This window comes from Thiothrix sp. (genome assembly GCF_028714775.1).
Classification (GTDB): domain Bacteria; phylum Pseudomonadota; class Gammaproteobacteria; order Thiotrichales; family Thiotrichaceae; genus Thiothrix.
Genome location: NZ_JAQTLS010000017.1, coordinates 19,216 through 35,708 on the forward strand (window position 1 = coordinate 19,216; position 16,493 = coordinate 35,708).

The 16,493-nt window shown below is 54.8% G+C and carries 19 protein-coding genes; 10 read left to right on the forward strand and 9 right to left on the reverse strand.

What is annotated here, in order from left to right:
* Window positions 1-209: 209 nt before the first annotated feature.
* From PHE17_RS15045 to PHE17_RS15080, 8 genes are read right to left on the reverse strand one after another with little or no spacing between them, the layout of a single operon-like run.
* The gene (locus PHE17_RS15045; RefSeq protein ID WP_301016717.1) at window positions 210-1,622 is read right to left on the reverse strand and encodes an STY4528 family pathogenicity island replication protein; all 1,413 of its coding nucleotides are present in this window, start codon (window positions 1,620-1,622) and stop codon (window positions 210-212) included.
* Between the two features lie 6 nt (window positions 1,623-1,628).
* Window positions 1,629-2,234 carry an STY4526/YPO1902 family pathogenicity island replication protein gene (locus PHE17_RS15050; protein WP_301016718.1) on the reverse strand — a complete coding sequence of 202 codons (606 nt, stop codon included), beginning with the start codon at window positions 2,232-2,234 and terminating at the stop codon, window positions 1,629-1,631.
* On the reverse strand, window positions 2,231-3,979 hold the full coding sequence (locus tag PHE17_RS15055) for a ParB family protein (protein WP_301016719.1): 1,749 nt from the start codon (window positions 3,977-3,979) through the stop codon (window positions 2,231-2,233). The genes PHE17_RS15050 and PHE17_RS15055 overlap by 4 nt, the downstream gene beginning before the upstream one ends.
* A complete protein-coding gene (locus PHE17_RS15060) occupies window positions 3,976-4,179 on the reverse strand; it encodes a hypothetical protein (protein ID WP_301016720.1) in 204 nt (67 codons plus the stop codon). The genes PHE17_RS15055 and PHE17_RS15060 overlap by 4 nt, the downstream gene beginning before the upstream one ends.
* Window positions 4,176-4,406, reverse strand: coding sequence for a hypothetical protein (locus PHE17_RS15065; protein ID WP_301016721.1), 231 nt, complete (start codon window positions 4,404-4,406; stop codon window positions 4,176-4,178). Before PHE17_RS15065 ends, PHE17_RS15060 begins: the two co-directional genes overlap by 4 nt.
* Window positions 4,403-4,825, reverse strand: coding sequence for a hypothetical protein (locus PHE17_RS15070; protein WP_301016722.1), 423 nt, complete (start codon window positions 4,823-4,825; stop codon window positions 4,403-4,405). The genes PHE17_RS15065 and PHE17_RS15070 overlap by 4 nt, the downstream gene beginning before the upstream one ends.
* Window positions 4,809-5,090, reverse strand: a complete 282-nt coding sequence (locus tag PHE17_RS15075; protein WP_301016723.1) for a hypothetical protein — start codon at window positions 5,088-5,090, stop codon at window positions 4,809-4,811. The genes PHE17_RS15070 and PHE17_RS15075 overlap by 17 nt, the downstream gene beginning before the upstream one ends.
* Window positions 5,087-5,929: a ParA family protein gene (locus PHE17_RS15080; protein ID WP_301016724.1), complete on the reverse strand. Its 843-nt coding sequence runs from the start codon at window positions 5,927-5,929 to the stop codon at window positions 5,087-5,089. The genes PHE17_RS15075 and PHE17_RS15080 overlap by 4 nt, the downstream gene beginning before the upstream one ends.
* A 424-nt stretch (window positions 5,930-6,353) precedes the next feature.
* On the opposite strand from PHE17_RS15080, the gene PHE17_RS15085 reads away from it, so the two are divergent.
* The 10 genes from PHE17_RS15085 (at window position 6,354) to PHE17_RS15130 (ending at window position 13,917) form a co-directional block, all read left to right on the forward strand.
* Window positions 6,354-6,671, forward strand: a complete 318-nt coding sequence (locus tag PHE17_RS15085) for an H-NS histone family protein (protein ID WP_301016725.1) — start codon at window positions 6,354-6,356, stop codon at window positions 6,669-6,671.
* Window positions 6,672-6,953: 282 nt separating this feature from the next.
* Window positions 6,954-7,187, forward strand: coding sequence for a hypothetical protein (locus tag PHE17_RS15090; protein WP_301016726.1), 234 nt, complete (start codon window positions 6,954-6,956; stop codon window positions 7,185-7,187).
* 188 nt (window positions 7,188-7,375) lie between these two features.
* The gene (locus PHE17_RS15095) at window positions 7,376-7,969 is read left to right on the forward strand and encodes a nitrogen fixation protein NifQ (RefSeq protein ID WP_301016727.1); all 594 of its coding nucleotides are present in this window, start codon (window positions 7,376-7,378) and stop codon (window positions 7,967-7,969) included.
* Window positions 7,954-8,835, forward strand: a complete 882-nt coding sequence (gene draG / locus PHE17_RS15100; protein WP_301016728.1) for an ADP-ribosyl-[dinitrogen reductase] hydrolase — start codon at window positions 7,954-7,956, stop codon at window positions 8,833-8,835. Before PHE17_RS15095 ends, draG begins: the two co-directional genes overlap by 16 nt.
* On the forward strand, window positions 8,832-9,326 hold the full coding sequence (locus PHE17_RS15105; protein WP_301016729.1) for an Rrf2 family transcriptional regulator: 495 nt from the start codon (window positions 8,832-8,834) through the stop codon (window positions 9,324-9,326). Before draG ends, PHE17_RS15105 begins: the two co-directional genes overlap by 4 nt.
* Before the next feature lie 142 nt (window positions 9,327-9,468).
* Complete coding sequence (locus PHE17_RS15110) at window positions 9,469-9,792, forward strand: iron-sulfur cluster assembly accessory protein (protein WP_301016730.1); 324 nt, start codon at window positions 9,469-9,471, stop codon at window positions 9,790-9,792.
* Between the two features lie 30 nt (window positions 9,793-9,822).
* On the forward strand, window positions 9,823-10,710 hold the full coding sequence (nifU, locus tag PHE17_RS15115; RefSeq protein WP_301016731.1) for a Fe-S cluster assembly protein NifU: 888 nt from the start codon (window positions 9,823-9,825) through the stop codon (window positions 10,708-10,710).
* A gap of 11 nt (window positions 10,711-10,721) precedes the next feature.
* On the forward strand, window positions 10,722-11,939 hold the full coding sequence (nifS, locus tag PHE17_RS15120; protein ID WP_301016732.1) for a cysteine desulfurase NifS: 1,218 nt from the start codon (window positions 10,722-10,724) through the stop codon (window positions 11,937-11,939).
* A 77-nt stretch (window positions 11,940-12,016) separates the two neighbouring features.
* Window positions 12,017-12,274, forward strand: a complete 258-nt coding sequence (locus PHE17_RS15125; RefSeq protein ID WP_301016733.1) for a nitrogen fixation protein NifZ — start codon at window positions 12,017-12,019, stop codon at window positions 12,272-12,274.
* Between the two features lie 71 nt (window positions 12,275-12,345).
* The gene (locus PHE17_RS15130) at window positions 12,346-13,917 is read left to right on the forward strand and encodes an ATP-binding cassette domain-containing protein (RefSeq protein ID WP_301016734.1); all 1,572 of its coding nucleotides are present in this window, start codon (window positions 12,346-12,348) and stop codon (window positions 13,915-13,917) included.
* Here the strand turns inward: PHE17_RS15130 and hrpB are convergent.
* Window positions 13,901-16,465, reverse strand: coding sequence for an ATP-dependent helicase HrpB (gene hrpB, locus PHE17_RS15135; protein ID WP_301016735.1), 2,565 nt, complete (start codon window positions 16,463-16,465; stop codon window positions 13,901-13,903). The two genes, PHE17_RS15130 and hrpB, sit on opposite strands and share 17 nt — an antisense overlap.
* Window positions 16,466-16,493 lie beyond the last annotated feature (28 nt).

Below are 16,493 nucleotides of genomic sequence, written 5' to 3' on the forward strand. Positions count from 1 at the left end.
GCCTAATTTCTACCCAACTGGTTCCTAGGGAACCACCTGCCTAATTTCTACCCAACTGGTTCCTAGGGAACCACCTGCCTAATTTCTACCCAACTGGTTCCTAGGGAACCACCTGCCTAATTTCTACCCAACTGGTTCCTAGGGAACCACCTGCCTAATTTCTACTTCCAGTATCCTGCCATCTGGTCTTGCAAGAACAGTCGGCTGCATCAGTGCAATACCCGCCCCTGCATTTGTATCTGCACCTGCTTCAGTTCCGTGTAGCGCTGACTCAGTCCTTTCCACAGTTCCTCAGCCTCCAGCGCTGCCCCAGCCAAACGGCTGTCCGCTGCTGCCAACTGCTTCATACGTTTGGCTTCTGCGCTGGCATTGGACAATTGGCACGCGAGTGCTTTCACTGCGCGGTCAACCGTCTCTGGCGTTTGTGGCGGGGTATCGGGGTTATCCGGTGGGGTAGGTGCGATGGGTGCAATGGTTGGTACAGGGTTCAGCTTGCCAACCACCACCAGTTCGCAGAGCTTGCGGGTGTAGGCCAGAATGTTAGAAGTGAACGGTTGGGATTTGCCATTGGCAACGGATGACAATTTGGCTGCCAGCGCATCCAGTACGGGTTGGTGGTGTTGCTGGGGGATTGTCCCCAGTTGCAACCTGACCACTCCTTTGTCGTTGCGGGTCAGGTTGGTAGGCCATGTCAGTCCAGTAACTGTACTGCCCCCTACCTCCGTAGTTACTACAGGGTAGGTAGTAGTATTTTCTTCTTTCTTTAAATACTTACTACTACGCGGTACAGTAACTGTACTCACCCCCCCGGTACAGTTACTGTACCCACCCCCCTGATTTCCGCGATTTTCGGCAGGTTCACCACTGGGTACACCGGGTACAGTAACTGTACTTAGTGTTTCTTGGGTGTTTCCCACTAGGATTCCCGCTTTCAAGTAACATCTATCAGCGATTTCCATGATGCTCTCAGCGCTCAAAGCAAAGAATGGGCCGACTGGATTTTCACCGTTTGCCGTCAGGGCGGCACTCTCCATTGCTTGGATGCGGCGCGGAATTGGCATTTCCAGCCGGGTGATGTCCTCACCCGCCCGCAATTGCGCCCGTATATCTACCAACACCCGATCTGCAATGGCGATGGCACGGCGGTGGGGGGTGTGCTTGCCGTCAGCACTCCCTTCCAGCCAGTCGATATAGTGGTCATCCAATTCCAAGGTTTCCGCCAATTGCAGCGGTTCGTCATGTAAGGCGTAAATGTTGCCCCTGACCCGCCCATTGGCATCACGTAGCCTTGCCTTGCAGACGGTCAGCCAACGGGTGGAACGCAAGATGGATATGCTGCGGGCAATGGTGGCTTTAGAGCCGACATTGCAACGTAACATCAACTCCCTGTAACTGGGAAAGGCAGTGATGGAATCACCGCTGGCTGCTGCCAGCTTGACCGCTGCCCATACGTTGCGGTCTACAGGTTCCAGTACAGGGTCTTCAAACAGCAGGCGCGGGAACACCAATTGCGGGTTTCCCAAGAATAGCAACCCCTCAACCGATGGTTTGCCGTCCCGGTCTAGCAGGGTGGAACTGCTGCGTTCCACCATCTGTTGCAGATAAGCCTGCATCCCTTGCATCGGCGGCTACCCCTTGGCCTTACGCTTGGCAGTGCCGCGCTGTTGGATGGCGTGCTGCCAATCCTGCACCAACCCCCACAGTACCCGGTAGGGTTGCCCGCTGGTTTGGTGCAAATGCAGGAAACCTTCAACAGTGACTGGCTTGCCGATCATTTCCCATTCCCGGTACAGGTTGGCAGCACCAAGCTCATCCATCGGTGGGCTGGTATTGGCAGTGCCGTCCATGCCCAATGCTTTGCGGATGTCGCTAAACGTCTGGCTGCTGATGCCCAACAGTGTCTTGAGCATGGATAATGATGCACCACCTTGGATAAGCTGCCGTACCAGTGCACCCTGCCCTGTTTCAGCCTCCCATGCCTCCTGTTCTGCCAACACTAGCCGCTCAAAGGCTATTGGGTTGATGTTCACTTGGAAACAGTAGTCCAGTTGTTTGAGTGCCGAAACTTTCAGTAATTCTTTTATTTTGTTGTAGATACGGTCTTGTAGGGGGTGGGGCAAACCGCCCAGCCGTTGCCGTTGGGCAGTATCCAACCGCTTCTGGGTGACATCCAAGACAGCCGCCAACACTTGGCGGATGGCGGCGGTATCCCCAGTATCCACCTCAGTGTTCATGCGATAAGCTCCCATGTACTGGCATTACCTGTTTCTTTGCTGTGTCCCAGTACGGCAGCAATGATGCTGTTGGTGTTGCGGATCAGTTCAAATGCCCATTCGAGTTGTTTGTCGGGTAGTTTTTGCCACCAGCCCCAACCCCGGAACTTGGGATGGAGGATCGGATGGACTTTTTGCAGTATGGCGGGATTGCGCAACACGCTATCCGCTGGGACGTGTTGCTCCAGCAGTTCAGTCGGGCAACTGCTCCTCGGTGCATGGTCATCAACGAAGGTGGCACTGACCTCAACTAGGAACCACCAGAGGTTGGCTGCGTGCATTAGCACTAAGTTGGCTTCATGCTTTTCTTCATTGCTATATTTTTCGTTGTCTGCACCATTCAGGCGTTCCCACAGTGGTGCTGTGTATTCTGGGCTGAACACGTCATGGAGAATGAAGCCGTAGCCAACGTTCAGTTGGCTAATGGACTGGCTCCCCTGTGGCACGTAGCCATCCGCCAATTGACAGGCAAGCTGGTAGTTGCGCTCCCGCAACCTGCCAACCTTGTCCATCCAACGCCCATTCCCCTCAACCACCACTTCTTTCCGCTGCGGCGCGTGGGGCATCCATTCCTCAAGTTCATTATCATCGTCAAGGTTGCTGCCCCACGGCATATTGTCCCCACCACCTTCGATACGGATTCCGCCATCATCGGCAGGTTCGGGGGCTTGGGTGGCGGCTGGCTTGCCTGATGTCCCACCCCTATCCAACAAACTGTACTGGTCTAACGGCGCATAGGCGGGTTCTGGCTGCGGGGCAAAGGTATGTGCTGGTGCGGGGGCTGGTTCTGGTTCAGGGGTTGGCTCTGGCAATTTCAGTTCCTTGCCATCCAGCGCCAGCTTGAAGCTGGCCTGCACGGCGTCACGGTCTGTACCTTGTGGCAGTGCCGCCAATACCCGCAGCCGTACCGCCGCTTCGGCAATCTCGTATGTCCACGACTCGCTGTCCCCGCCAGACAATGCTGGGGCAAATACTGTGTCGCGGAACTGCTGTTCAATGCCATGACGATTGCCATGATTGCCGTGGAAACGCCAAACCGCCAAAGCGGCTTTTTCAAGTTTCTGCAACCGCTCAATTTGGAGTTTCCCTGCCCCAGACTTCAATGCTGTTGGGATGAACGCATTTAGCTTTGCCGCATAATCCAACTTAACAATCATGCCGTGGCTAATGGGAAAACCACGTTCCTTGAGAGCGGCTTCCAACTTCCGCTGTGACAGCACTTCCCCCAACTCTGCCTCCAACCTTGTTTTGGCATCCTGTACTGCCAATGCCCTATCAATAAATGTCATCCCGCCCCTCAGGTCATTTTCCCGCAGGTGCGCAATCAGCGCGTCGGTGTCGGAAACGAAGGGATGGAACTCACAGCGGACTTTTAGGAACTGTTGGTCTTTGGTTTCCTCCCACAGTTCTTTCAATGCCCGCAAGCGGGTGTTGCCACCCTTATAGATAATGTAGTGGCCTACCGGGTCATCGGGTCTGCGGCTGATTGGCAGCGGGTTATCCAAGCCAGTGTCCCGGATGGATTCCTTGATTTCTGCGTATTTCTCATTGGGGGAACGCCGGGGGTTCCCAGTAAAAAATGAAATCCGGTCAACATCTACCACCATCGTCGTGACCTGTATCGGGTCGCCGGGTGGCGGGATGTTTCCGGGTTTGCCGAAATGCCCTGCGAACAAGCTGCTTTTCTTTTTGGCTTCCTCTGTCATGCTTTGTGCCCCCTTGCTTTTATAATTGCGGCATTGACCGCATAAACGGCATTACGCAACTGGTATGCCTCTTCCTCATCAAAGTTCTCAGCCAAGTCCTTGAAAGTGTCAAAATAGGAACGGTCAACAAAGGTTTGGAACCAGCCAATTGCCCATTCCGGGATTTCAATGGTCAGTGCCACTTCTTTTGCTTCATTCATGATTTCCACTCTTTCACGTCTATCCCTAACACCCCTAATGCTTGGATGATGGCTTGCTGGCGGTCATTGATGGCCTTAAAGCGGCCTTCATCTTTTAAGGCCAAGGCCATTGCCCCAGCCAGCGTCATGCCTTTGAGTTGCCCAGCAATGTCTTGCTTTTGCTTTTTGGTCAGGCGGATGACAGGATGTGGGGTGCATGTGCGTTTGGGGGTTTTTGCTCCGTTCATGCCTTGACCTCCTGCCTGTTGCCATCCAACCAAACGGTGATGTCGTCGCCATCTTCATCCGTGCCGACCGAATACAGGCTACAGGGCAGCCATTCACCCGCTGCGTCATCAGCGGGGTCGGATGGCTTCCAGTAGCGCCCATTTTCCCGCCATACCATTTTTCCAGCGGTGCGGGAGCTACCACCCAAGTCGGTGTACGTGTTCATGTCCGTTGGCATGGCAGATAGCAGCCGTTCAATATCGGCTGGCAAATCCTGTAGGCTGGTTTTGATTGCATTCAGGCGGGTGCGGGCTAGGTCATTGGAGCCATTCTCCTTGGCAAAGTGTGCCTCGGCAGCTATGCCTGCCGCACTCTCCAGCGACGAGCACAACCTGCCCAAAGATTCCAACAGGCTTGCGTCATCAGTGGCTTGTGTCATGGGATTCCCCTAACGATTGCTGTAACTGCTTAAGTTCCGCTAATGCCGCTTCCATTTTGGCTATTTCCCACGCCAATGCCTTAGCTGCTGCGTTCTCTGGTGTATTCCCCCAACCAGTGCAGCAATTCTTCTTTGTATTGATTTCGGCACACCATTCGCGGGTATCTGGCTTACCACAGAACCCACGCACATCCATCAAGAAGGCTTCAACAACAGTACCGCCCAAGTCGATTTGCTTCAGCCCATAAATAGGAATTCTGCTCATGCTTTCCCCTCCTCTGCGCCGGGTTCATGCAGCAAACCCAGTTCAGCAATAACTGCCATCAGCGACAGCTTTGCCATAGGGTGTTTAGCTAGGGTATGGACTGGCACTTGTTGGGTCGCAGCCTCCCGCCATGCGACCAAAGAGGGGATCATTGCATCCATAATGGTGATGTCTAGGTTAGGGCAACCGTCATCCTGTTGGATGGCAGCAGCTAACTCACCCGTCATGGCTCCACGCATCTCTTTGACCACATTTGCAGCATCGCGGGTACGGTCAACCCGGTATAACACCCCATATAATGGCGGGGTTGGTAAGCCTGCATTGCAGAATGACGTGCGTAGCCGCATCAGCATACCAACCAGCCCACGCAAAAATTCGCGTGCTGACATGGTTTCAGTGGGGATGGGGGACAGCAGCAGGTCTGCCGCGAAGATGGCTGCATCCTGCAAGGGGCCAACCGCACCTTGGGTGTCGATCAGGATGAAATCATAGGAAGGTCTGAGTTTGTTTAACCGATAACTGATGTACCTCCAGCCATCCGCCGTTTTTAATATCCAGCCCTGTAGCTGCCCTTCCGGGTCATCGGAATAGATCAGGTCACAACCAGCAGATGTGGTGTTGATGGTGTTGACCAAATCCCCCGCAGTCAGTAACCTCACTAACCCATGACCAGTATCCTTGGTCAGTTCGTAGTAGCTGGATAAGGCGGGTTGTACATCAGCATCCACGAGAAGGACACGGTTGCCAAGGCTGGCAAGGAAACCGCCAAGATTGGCAGTCAATGTGGTTTTTCCGACCCCACCCTTGGTGGAACAGATGGTTATTATTACTTGTTTCATCTTGACAACTACCTCATATATAAGGTAGGCAATAACGAGTATTACATATCAGATTCAGAGCAACTGACTTGTAATCAGTAGGTCCCGAGTTCGACTCTTGGTGCCGGCACCAAATCTAAAAGCCTAAACATTCGTGTTTGGGCTTTTTTTATGCCTAAATCTGCCTCACCTTAGCCAATCCCCAACGCAACCCATGCCTGCCCTATTCTACACGAACACGCCTATGTAAAACGTCAGCACCAAAACGAGAGCCGCGTTAGCGCAAAGCGATATTCCCCATAACTTGTGCCTAAATCAAACAAGGTTATTTCCATAGCGCCTTATTATTTTAATCATCAGGAATGTAAAAACAGTTGACAGACCTCTTTAAATATTGAGATATTAAGCCGTTAGTTGGTTCTTTTGAAGATTAGGGAGTCTCTCTATGAGCAATATTGATATTTCAAGTTTAAGCGTTGCCGAACTTGCCGCCCTGAAAGGTAGCATTGAAAGCATTATCGAAGGTCGCCGTGAATCCGAGTTATTGGATCTGCGCCAAACGTTTGAAGACATGGCTGAAAAAGCAGGCTTCACCCTTGAAGAAGTTATGCAAGCAGCCCCTACCAAAAAACGTGCTGCTGTCCTGCCAAAATACCGCAACCCAGATAACCATGAACAAACATGGAGTGGTCGTGGTAGAAAGCCGGGTTGGGTTGAAGCGCTGATTGCTGCTGGCGGCGACTTACAGGACTGCCTGATTTAATCAGGATATGGCCTTACGCAGAGCAACTGATTACCCGTCAGTTGCTCCGGCAAATAATTAGCAAATACCCTCTGTAATATATCCAGCCTGATGCGCACTCCGCATCAAATAATAAAGTGCGCCCGCGCTAATTCATCCCTTTCTAAAAAACACACCATCGAAACCTTCACCGCACCCAAGCACCGTTCGTCGCAGCATCCTACTGAGCAACTTTTATTCAGTGGCAATTCAGGCACATAGCCTGATGATAGGCACAGGGACTAGTTAGTAAGAGGGGCTACCATGAAAATCTCTGATGTAAACCAAATGGTGAACGAAATTGCGGGGATGTTCCGTCAACAGCGGGAATCCATGCCGAGGCATACTGCGGTACAAATAACCGATTCCATGAGAGGGGGCAAGCACATGACCAGCGCAGTATTGCGTGACCGTAGCGGTTATCCGCTGTTTGCGGTCAATGTCGACTTGCGGGGTATGCCGGTTGCATCCGCTGCGTTGCGTAACGCCTTACGCTAAACTGCGCACCACCAGACAGGCTGTTTTGTGCGGCTTCTGACATAAAGCCGCAAAACTGTCCGCACCGCCCACAATTCAATCTAATAGAAACCTTTACAAAACAATAAACTAGAACAACATCCATTCCTCGAATACGTGGCATATTTATTGCATATTTCATGATTGCACCAATACCGGACGTGTAACTCATGACTACCATGCCAACATTGCATACTTACCAACAAAATCATTACGACTACCTGATGCAACACCGTCGGGGCAACACTAACGAGCACCTGCTAGCGCAGATGTACGCCACTGCCCTCTGCGGGCAAGGCACAATGCCGCTCTACCTCGGCCTGCCGTTGGACATTTTCCGCAGCATGATGGACTACCACTTCCCTACCCTGCCGCAACTTCCCCTGCCTACTGTCACCCAACACCTAGAAGCGGCACGAATGCCGGAACTCGACGACCTGCGCACCTTATTGCAGCAAAACGTCAGCCAAGTTCCCCCCGATTCCGGCTGGATGACCGAAATCCTCTGTGCGGGCTGCACGGGCAACGATCATTTGTGGCAAGACCTTGGCCTGTGGTCGCGCAAGGAACTTTCCGCGCTGATGCACGACAATTTCCGCCCACTGGCAGAACGCAATACTAAAGACATGAAGTGGAAAAAATTCCTCTACAAACAGATGTGCGAAGGCGAAGGTGTTTACGTTTGCCGCGCCCCTTCCTGCAAAGTGTGCGTGGATTACGCTGCCTGTTTCGCCCCGGAGGATGACACTTGCAACGCGCCATAGCCGCCTACCTCGGTCTCGCTGTCGGCGATGCTTTGGGCGCAACCGTCGAGTTCATGACCCCGGCAGAAATCCGTCACGAGTACGACACGCACAAAAACATGATCGGCGGCGGCTGGCTGAAACTCAAAGCGGGCGAAATTACCGACGACACCGAAATGAGCCTTGCTTTGGGCAACGCCATCCTTGCTGCGGGCAAAGTCGAACCCACCAGCGTGGCGGAAGCTTTCAGCCAATGGATGCGCGGTAAACCCAAAGACATCGGCAACACCGTGCGGCGCGGCATCGTGCAATTCCGCCGCACCCGGCAAACGGCAATGCCAGAAAGTGAACACGACGCAGGCAATGGCGCGTGTATGCGCTGCCTGCCCGTTGCCCTTTCCACCCTGCATTCGTCATGGACAGACGTGCAAAGCGCCTCGCGCCTACAAGCCCACACCACGCACAACAACCTCGTGTCGGATGCGGGCACGGAATGCATCCTGCAAATGGTGCAAGCCGCAATCTTGGGCGAGCCGCTGGCAGAACTGGAATTACTGGCGCACGAACTGGTCGCGCGTTACCCCGTGTTTGAATACCGCCAACGCCGCCGCGACAACCCCAGCGGCTACATCGTCGATACCCTGCAAGCGGTGTTTCAGGCACTGTTTTCCACTAACAGTTTTGAAACGGCACTGGTGGAAGTGGTCAATCGGGGCGGCGATGCTGATACCACGGGCGCAATCCTCGGCATGGTTGCCGGAGCACTGTACGGTCTGGAAAACATCCCCACCCGCTGGCTGGATCGGCTCGACGACAACATCCGCACCCAATGCACCCAACAGGCACGCGCCCTTTACCAATTGGCACAACAAGGACACCTCCAATGAGACTTTCCCGCAAAGACGAACATTCAATCACCGCGATGCTGTCGCTGGCGGCACACGACCGTTACACCGCCCCCATCAGCCTCAGCGAATTGTCGGAGGATTTGGGCATTTCCACCTCTTACCTCGAACACCTGTTCAGCGGGCTGCGCAAACACGGTTTGGTGGAGGGCTTGCGCGGCGTCGGCGGCGGCTATCGGCTGACACGTCCGGCAGCGCAGATCAGCATTGCCGACATCCTTTACGCCACCGATGCGCTGAGCGATGAGAGCGGAAATATCGCGCCAGATGCCCCGGATACACGCGGACTGGAAGCGGCACAAGCATGGGCGGAATTGAGCCGCCGTATCCGCGACTTCCTCGGCGGGCTGACGCTGGCAGATTTCACTACCCGCAAACCCGATAACCGCTGGAAACACCGTGGCGATTCGGTCAGTGGCTACATTGCCAGCATGTTCCCGCCACACGCCATCCGCAGCGGAATGTCGGCTTGATGACAACATCGCCGGGATAGCCTGTGCCAAATCCGACATACGCGCACAACTTTTCAATAAAACCTTTAACAATCAATAACAAATAAACTTGGCACAGGGTTTGCAATATTTCCCTTAACACGCATACAACGGGAGATAACGCATGATCACACTGACAGAAAAAGCCCAGAAAGCCTTGGGGCGTTTCATCAAAAATTCTGAAACCCCAGTCGCTGGGTTGCGCATTGGCGTATCTGGCGGTGGCTGTTCGGGCCTGCAATATTCCATGAACCTCGTGGAAGCCAAAGCCGCCGACGACCTTGAAGTCAACATCGGCAACCTGTCGCTGTTCATCGACCCAGCGAGCGCCCCCAAACTCGACGGCCTGACCGTGGACTTCATCGACACCATGACCGAAAGCGGTTTCCGCTTCGACAACCCTAATGCCACTAACAGTTGCGGCTGCGGCAAATCATTCTCAGCCTAAGCGCATAACCCGGAACAGGAGAGCCAAGCCATGTGGGATTATTCCGAAAAGGTGCAAGACCATTTCTTCAACCCGCGCAATGCCGGGGCAGCGGCAGGCGCAAATGCCGTGGGTGACGTAGGTTCACTCAGTTGCGGCGACGCGCTGCGCCTGACCCTCAAGGTCAACCCCGAAACGGAAGTGATTGAGGCGGCGGGTTTCCAGACTTTCGGTTGCGGTTCAGCGGTTGCTTCCAGTTCCGCACTGACCGAAATGATCAAAGGCATGACGGTTGATCAGGCGTTGAAAATTTCCAACCAAGACATTGCCGATTACTTGGATGGCTTGCCACCCGAAAAGATGCACTGCTCGGTAATGGGTCGTGAAGCCTTGCAAGCCGCCGTTGCCAACTTCCGGGGCGTGGAATGGAAAGACGACCACGAAGAAGGTGCATTAATCTGCAAATGTTTCGCGGTCGATGCGGTGTTGATCGAAGAAACCATTCGCGCCAACAACCTCAGCAGCGTGCAGGAAGTCACTTTCTACACAAAAGCTGGTGGTGGCTGTTCCGCCTGTTTTGAAGGCATTGAAAACATCCTCAACAAAGTGTTGGCAGAACGCGCCGAAACTGAAGCGGCAGCACCTCCGCCACCGCCCGAACCCGTCAAGCCTGCCAAAGCACCGCTGACCAACCTGCAACGGATGCGCCGCATCGAACACACCTTGGAAGCGATCCGCCCGCAACTGCAAGCCGACCGGGGCGACATCGAACTGGTAGAAGTCGATTTCGACAAGAAAATCGCCTTCGTTAACCTGAGTGGCGCGTGTTCTGGTTGCCAAATGGCTGCGGCTACTTTGGGTGGCGTGCAACAGCGTGTCATGGAAGATTTGGGTGAATTCATCCGTGTGCTGCCTGCCACTGAAATGGGCAAGTTTTAAGGAGTGGTGTTATGAGTGAAGGTATTTATCTCGATAACAATGCGACTACGATGGTGTCGCCGGAAGTCGTGCAAGCCATGCTGCCGTATTTCACCGAGCAGTTCGGCAACCCGTCTTCCATCCATCAGTTCGGCAACAAGGTCGGGCTGGCGATTAAAGCCGCCCGCAAGCAAGTGCAAAAGCTGCTGGGTGCGGAACACGATTCCGAGATCGTTTTCACCTCGTGCGGCACTGAATCCGATTCCACCGCGATCCTCTCCGCCCTCAAGGCGCAGCCAGAACGCAAGGAAATCATCACCACTGTGGTTGAGCATCCTGCCATCCTGACCCTGTGCGAAAATCTGGAAAAAGACGGCTACACCGTGCATTACCTCAAGGTAGACGGCAAAGGGCGGCTGGATCTGGATGAATACGCCAAATTGCTCACCGACAACGTGGCGATTGTGTCCGCGATGTGGGCGAACAACGAAAGCGGCACGTATTTCCCGGTGGTGGAAATGGCTGCAATGGCGAACGCGGCGGGCATTATGTTCCACACCGATGCGGTACAAGCCGTCGGCAAAATTCCGATGAGTTTGAAAGACACCAAAATCGACATGCTGTCGGTGTCTGGGCATAAATTGCACGCGCCTAAGGGAATTGGTGTGCTGTATTTGCGCCGGGGTACGCGTTTCCGTCCGCTGTTGCGCGGTGGGCATCAGGAACGTGGTCGGCGTGCGGGTACGGAAAATGCGGCTTCCATCGTTGCGCTGGGTAAGGCGGCGGAAATGGCGCTGGAGCATATGGAGCATGAAAACATTTGCGTGCGTGCCATGCGTGACCGCCTCAAGGAAGGCTTGCTGGCTGCGATCCCCAACTGTTTCGTGACTGGCGACCCGGACAATTGTTTGCCGAATACGCTCAATATCGCGTTTGAATACATCGAAGGTGAAGCGATTTTGCTGATGCTCAACAAGCAAGGCATTGCGGCTTCGAGCGGTTCGGCGTGTACGTCTGGTTCACTGGAACCGTCGCACGTGATGCGGGCAATGGGCATTCCTTATACGGCTGCGCATGGCACGATCCGCTTCTCGCTGTCGCGTTATAACAATATGCCCGAAATCGAAAAAGTCATCGTCGCTGTTCCGCCGATTATTGCGCAACTGCGCAAGCTGTCGCCGTATTGGGATGCTGCCAATAACGTGCCAGTGGAAGAACCGGAAAAGGCGTTTGCTCCGGCGTATGCCTGAAGACCCTCACCCCCTAGCCCCCTCTCCCGCCAAGCGGTAGAGGGGGAGTAAGAGTTTGTTTTTGTATCGGAGATGACATGGATATTGCTCAAATTCAACCCGGTGACATGGTGTTTGCTGCTGCTGACTTGTTCAGTGACGGCGAAATTCCGGGCTACGCCGAAGGTGCGCTGGTCGTCAAAGCGGGTACTCGCGGCGTACTGATCAATACCGGGCATTATGAGGAATACCCGGATGTGGAGTTTTATCTGGTGCAGTTTGAGGATGAGAGCGGGACGTTGGGACTTTCGTTGGGGTGTTGGGCGGAGGAGTTGAGCGTTTCCATAGATTCATAACAAAAATCTGGCATGATTGCCATGCCAATTCACCTGCTGTAGGCTTCCTGACATACAGTCAGGAGTTCCTTATGACCCAAGTGGTCTGCCAATTTTCCCAGCTAACCCAACAGTTTGATACCAAAACGGTATTTTCCGCGCTTTCCTCAACCCTGACCGACGGCTTGACTGGATTGGTCGGACGCAACGGGCAAGGCAAATCAGTCTTACTTGCCCTACTCGCGCAAGATTTCCCACCCACCAGCGGCAGCATCCGCTGGCTTGTGCCGTTCTATTGGGTGCGGCAACTGCAACGCCTGCAAGGTTTGAATCTGGCGGATGCCCTCGGTGTTGGCGTGTTGTATGACAGTTTCGAGCGCATCCAGTCCGGCGAAGCCAGCCCGGAAGATTTTGCACAGGTCGAAGACCGTTGGCATCTGCCCGCCTTGTGGGAGCAGGAACTACATGAAGCAGGTCTGGATTTACCCCTGTCGACACCCGTCCAACATCTCAGCGGCGGTGAACAAACCCGGCTGGCACTGTGCCGAGCGTTCCTGCAACCTGATCACTACCTGCTACTGGATGAACCCAGCAACCATCTGGATACCGCAGGTCGCCAGTGGCTATTGGCGAAGCTAACCCAACACCCGGCAGGCGCATTGGTCGCCACCCATGACCGCGAATTGCTGCAACAAGTGGAACGGATTCTGGAGCTGGATCAGCATGGCTTGAACGAATACGGCGGCAATTACGCCATCTACCACACCATCCGCGATGCCCAAGTTGCCGCCACGGAGCAGCAAGTGGCAACGCTCAAACGCAACCGCCAGCAACAGAAACTGGAACAACAGGCTGCGTTGGAAAAATCCGCCCATCGCCGCAAACAGGGTGAACGCCAACGCCATTCCGGTTCGCAAAGCAAACTGCTGATGGATGCGCAACAAGATCGCTCAGAAAACACGCTTTCCAAACTCAAGCAACAACACCAGCAACGTGCTGAACAGTTGGCAACCGAATTAGGCACAACCCAAACCCGGCTGGAAATCATTAAACCGCAAACCTTACGCTCTGCCCCCGAAGCGGCACATCACAGCCTGTGCCTGCATCTGTCCGAACTGGTGTTGCCTTACGTACACCATGCGCCGCTGACCCTCACCGTACAGCAGGGCGAACGCTGGCACATCCAAGGCAGGAATGGTTCTGGCAAATCTACCCTGCTGCGCGTCATTGCCGGACTGGAGCAGCCCATTTCAGGTGTTTGCGAAGTGCATGGACGCTGTGTGTATCTGGATCAGCACTTCAGCCTGCTGGATGAACACGAATCCGCGCTGGCTAACCTGCAACGCCTGCACCCTGACATCAGTGAAACCCTACTACGTACCGAACTGGCAGGCTTGCGCCTGCGCGGCGACAAGGCATTGCAACCGCTGAAGGAACTGAGCGGTGGCGAACGTTTAAAAGTAGCCTTGCTGGCAGTGCTGGTGGGTGAGAATGCTCCGACCTTGCTATTGCTGGATGAACCCGATAACCATCTCGATTTGGATTCCCGACTCTTGCTGGAGCAAACACTGGCAGATTACCCCGGTGCATTGCTGGTGGTTTCACACGATCCGGCGTTTATTGCTGCCCTGCATGTCTCGGCAAGCCTCACATTAACCGCTTGACCTTGCGCGTCGCCATCGCCTGCAAGGGATCATCCGGCCACGGATGCTTGGGATACCGCCCCTTCATATCCTTTTTCACCTCATGGTAGGACGTGCGCCAAAACCCCGCCAAATCCTGCGTAATCTGCAACGGCCTGCCCGCCGGAGACAGCAAATGCACCAGCAACGCAACCCTGCCATTGGCAATGGTCGGGGTTTGTTGGCAACCAAACATTTCCTGCAATTTCACCGCGAGTACCGGCGGCGACTGGCTGTAGTCGATAGCGATGTCATGACCGGAAGGCACTTCCAAGCGTTTGGGGGCAAGCTGTTCGAGGCGTTGTTGCATGTCCCACGGCAATAGACCGCTGAGAATGGTGGTCAAATCGAGCTTTTTGAAATCACCCAGCACATTAACTGCATTCAGATACGGGGCAAGCCAATCTTCCAGTGTTGCCAGCAAGTTGGCGCGGCTGACATCAGGCCATGCTCGTTCCGCTTCGACACCATGCAAAAGATTGATTCTTGCGCACCATTGTTCCTGCTCCGCCTGCCAAGGCAATACATCCAGCCCTTGCTTGCGGATGAAACCAATCAGCGCGGTGCTTTTGGCTTCACCCGGCACGGCTTGCAGGGCTTTGCGCTGTAACACCAACGCGCCGATTTTGTGCTGTTGTTCGGCGATGAAACGCCCCGCTTTGTTATCCCATTCCACCACGGTTTGCTCGCGCACCTGATCCGCCAATGCACTCGCAAACAGCTTGTCATCCAGCGCGGCGGCGGAGCGGATGGTGTCGCTGCTTTTGCCCACCATGCTGCTGACTTCCGCAATCGCCAGCCATGCCTGATTGCCGAGCGCATGTTTGTCGGGCAAATCCGCACTGCGACCGTTGGCAAGCTGGTAGCCGCCGGAATGCCGCCGCCGTGCAATACGATCGGGGTAGGCGCAGGCCAGCAAATAGCCATTGATTTGCGTGGCGGGGAGCAAAAAGCTCACGCCACTTTCCGGCAATTTCTGGTTGCGGATTTGTTCCACGAACTGATTTGCCAGTTGGCGGGTGCGTTGTAACCAACCCTGCTGCTGGTACGGACATTTGGTTTTGCCTGCCAGTATTTCCAGCGGCTGGCTAATGTCGGGATTATCCTGACTGAGCGGATTACGCTCGGAAAGCAGGCTGGCAAGGTTAGCAGCAGCTTGTAGGTGTCCGGCCTGTGCGCCGCAAATCAGCAGGTGGGCGAGGCGCGGATGTACCGGCAGATTGCACATGACCTGCCCGTGTGCAGTCAGCACCGTGGCTTTGCCCTTGCGTTGAATCGCGCCGAGTGTTTCCAGCAAGTCCAACGCTTGTTGCCATAAGCCGGAGGGTGGCACATCCAGCCAGCGCAGTTCCGTCGGATCATCCACGCCCCATTGCAGCAGTTGTAGGGCAAGCGGGGCGAGGTCGGCGCGTAAGATTTCGGGCGTATTGTGCGCAGCGAGTTGTTCTTGCTGGCTTTCCGTCCATAGCCGGTAACACACACCGGGAGCAAGCCGCCCTGCTCGTCCGGCACGTTGGGTGCTGGAGGCGCGGGAAATGCGCGTGGTGTGCAAGCCAGTCATGCCGGTTCCGGGGTCGAAACGGGCTTCGCGTACCAGCCCCGAATCGACCACTACATCCACGCCTTCGATGGTCAGGCTGGTTTCGGCGATATTGGTTGCCAGTACGACTTTACGTTCACCCGCATGGGCAGCGGTTAACGGGGCAATGGCTTGTTGCTGTTCGTCCAGCGTGAGGTTGCCGTACATCGGGCGCAAATGCACACCACTGATGCGGCGTTCCACCAACCATTCGCCGAGGGCTTCGGTGGTGCGGTGAATTTCGCCTTGACCGGGCAGGAAAGCGAGGATGCTGCTGTCAGGATTTTCGTTCAACGCTTGGCGCAAAGTAGCAACCATGCGCTCGACAATGCGTTCGCCGGGTTTGGCGGCTTGCCCGTAGCGGATGTTGACCGGGTAAGTGCGGCCTTCGCTGCGTACTACTGGCGCATCATCCAACAGGCTGGCAATCGCAATGCTATCCAAAGTGGCGGACATAACCAGCAGTTTCAGCGGATTGCTGTCGTCGCGGAAGAGTTCGCGCCCTTTCAAACACAAGCTGAGGGCGAGGTCGGAATCCAGATTGCGTTCGTGGAATTCGTCGAAAATGACCAGACCAACGCCGTCCAGTGAGGGGTCTTGCTGCAACTGGCGGGTGAGGATGCCTTCGGTAATGACTTCAATGCGGGTCTGGCGGCTGATTTTGTTGTCGAGGCGCATCCGATAGCCAACGGTTTGCCCAACACTTTCCCCCAACAGACTCGCCATACGATGCGCGGACGAACGGGCGGCAATACGACGCGGTTCCAGCATGAGGATTTTTTTGCCCAAAAGCCACGACTCATCGAGTAAGGCCAAGGGAACGCGGGTGGTTTTGCCCGCGCCCGGCGGGGCTTCCAGCACGACTTCGTGGCGTTCGCGCAAGGCTTGTTTGAGGTCGTCGAGGACGGCATCAATGGGGAGAGTTAGTTTAGGCTGGCTTGAATGTTGCATAATGCGCATCTTAAACTACTAAGCAATC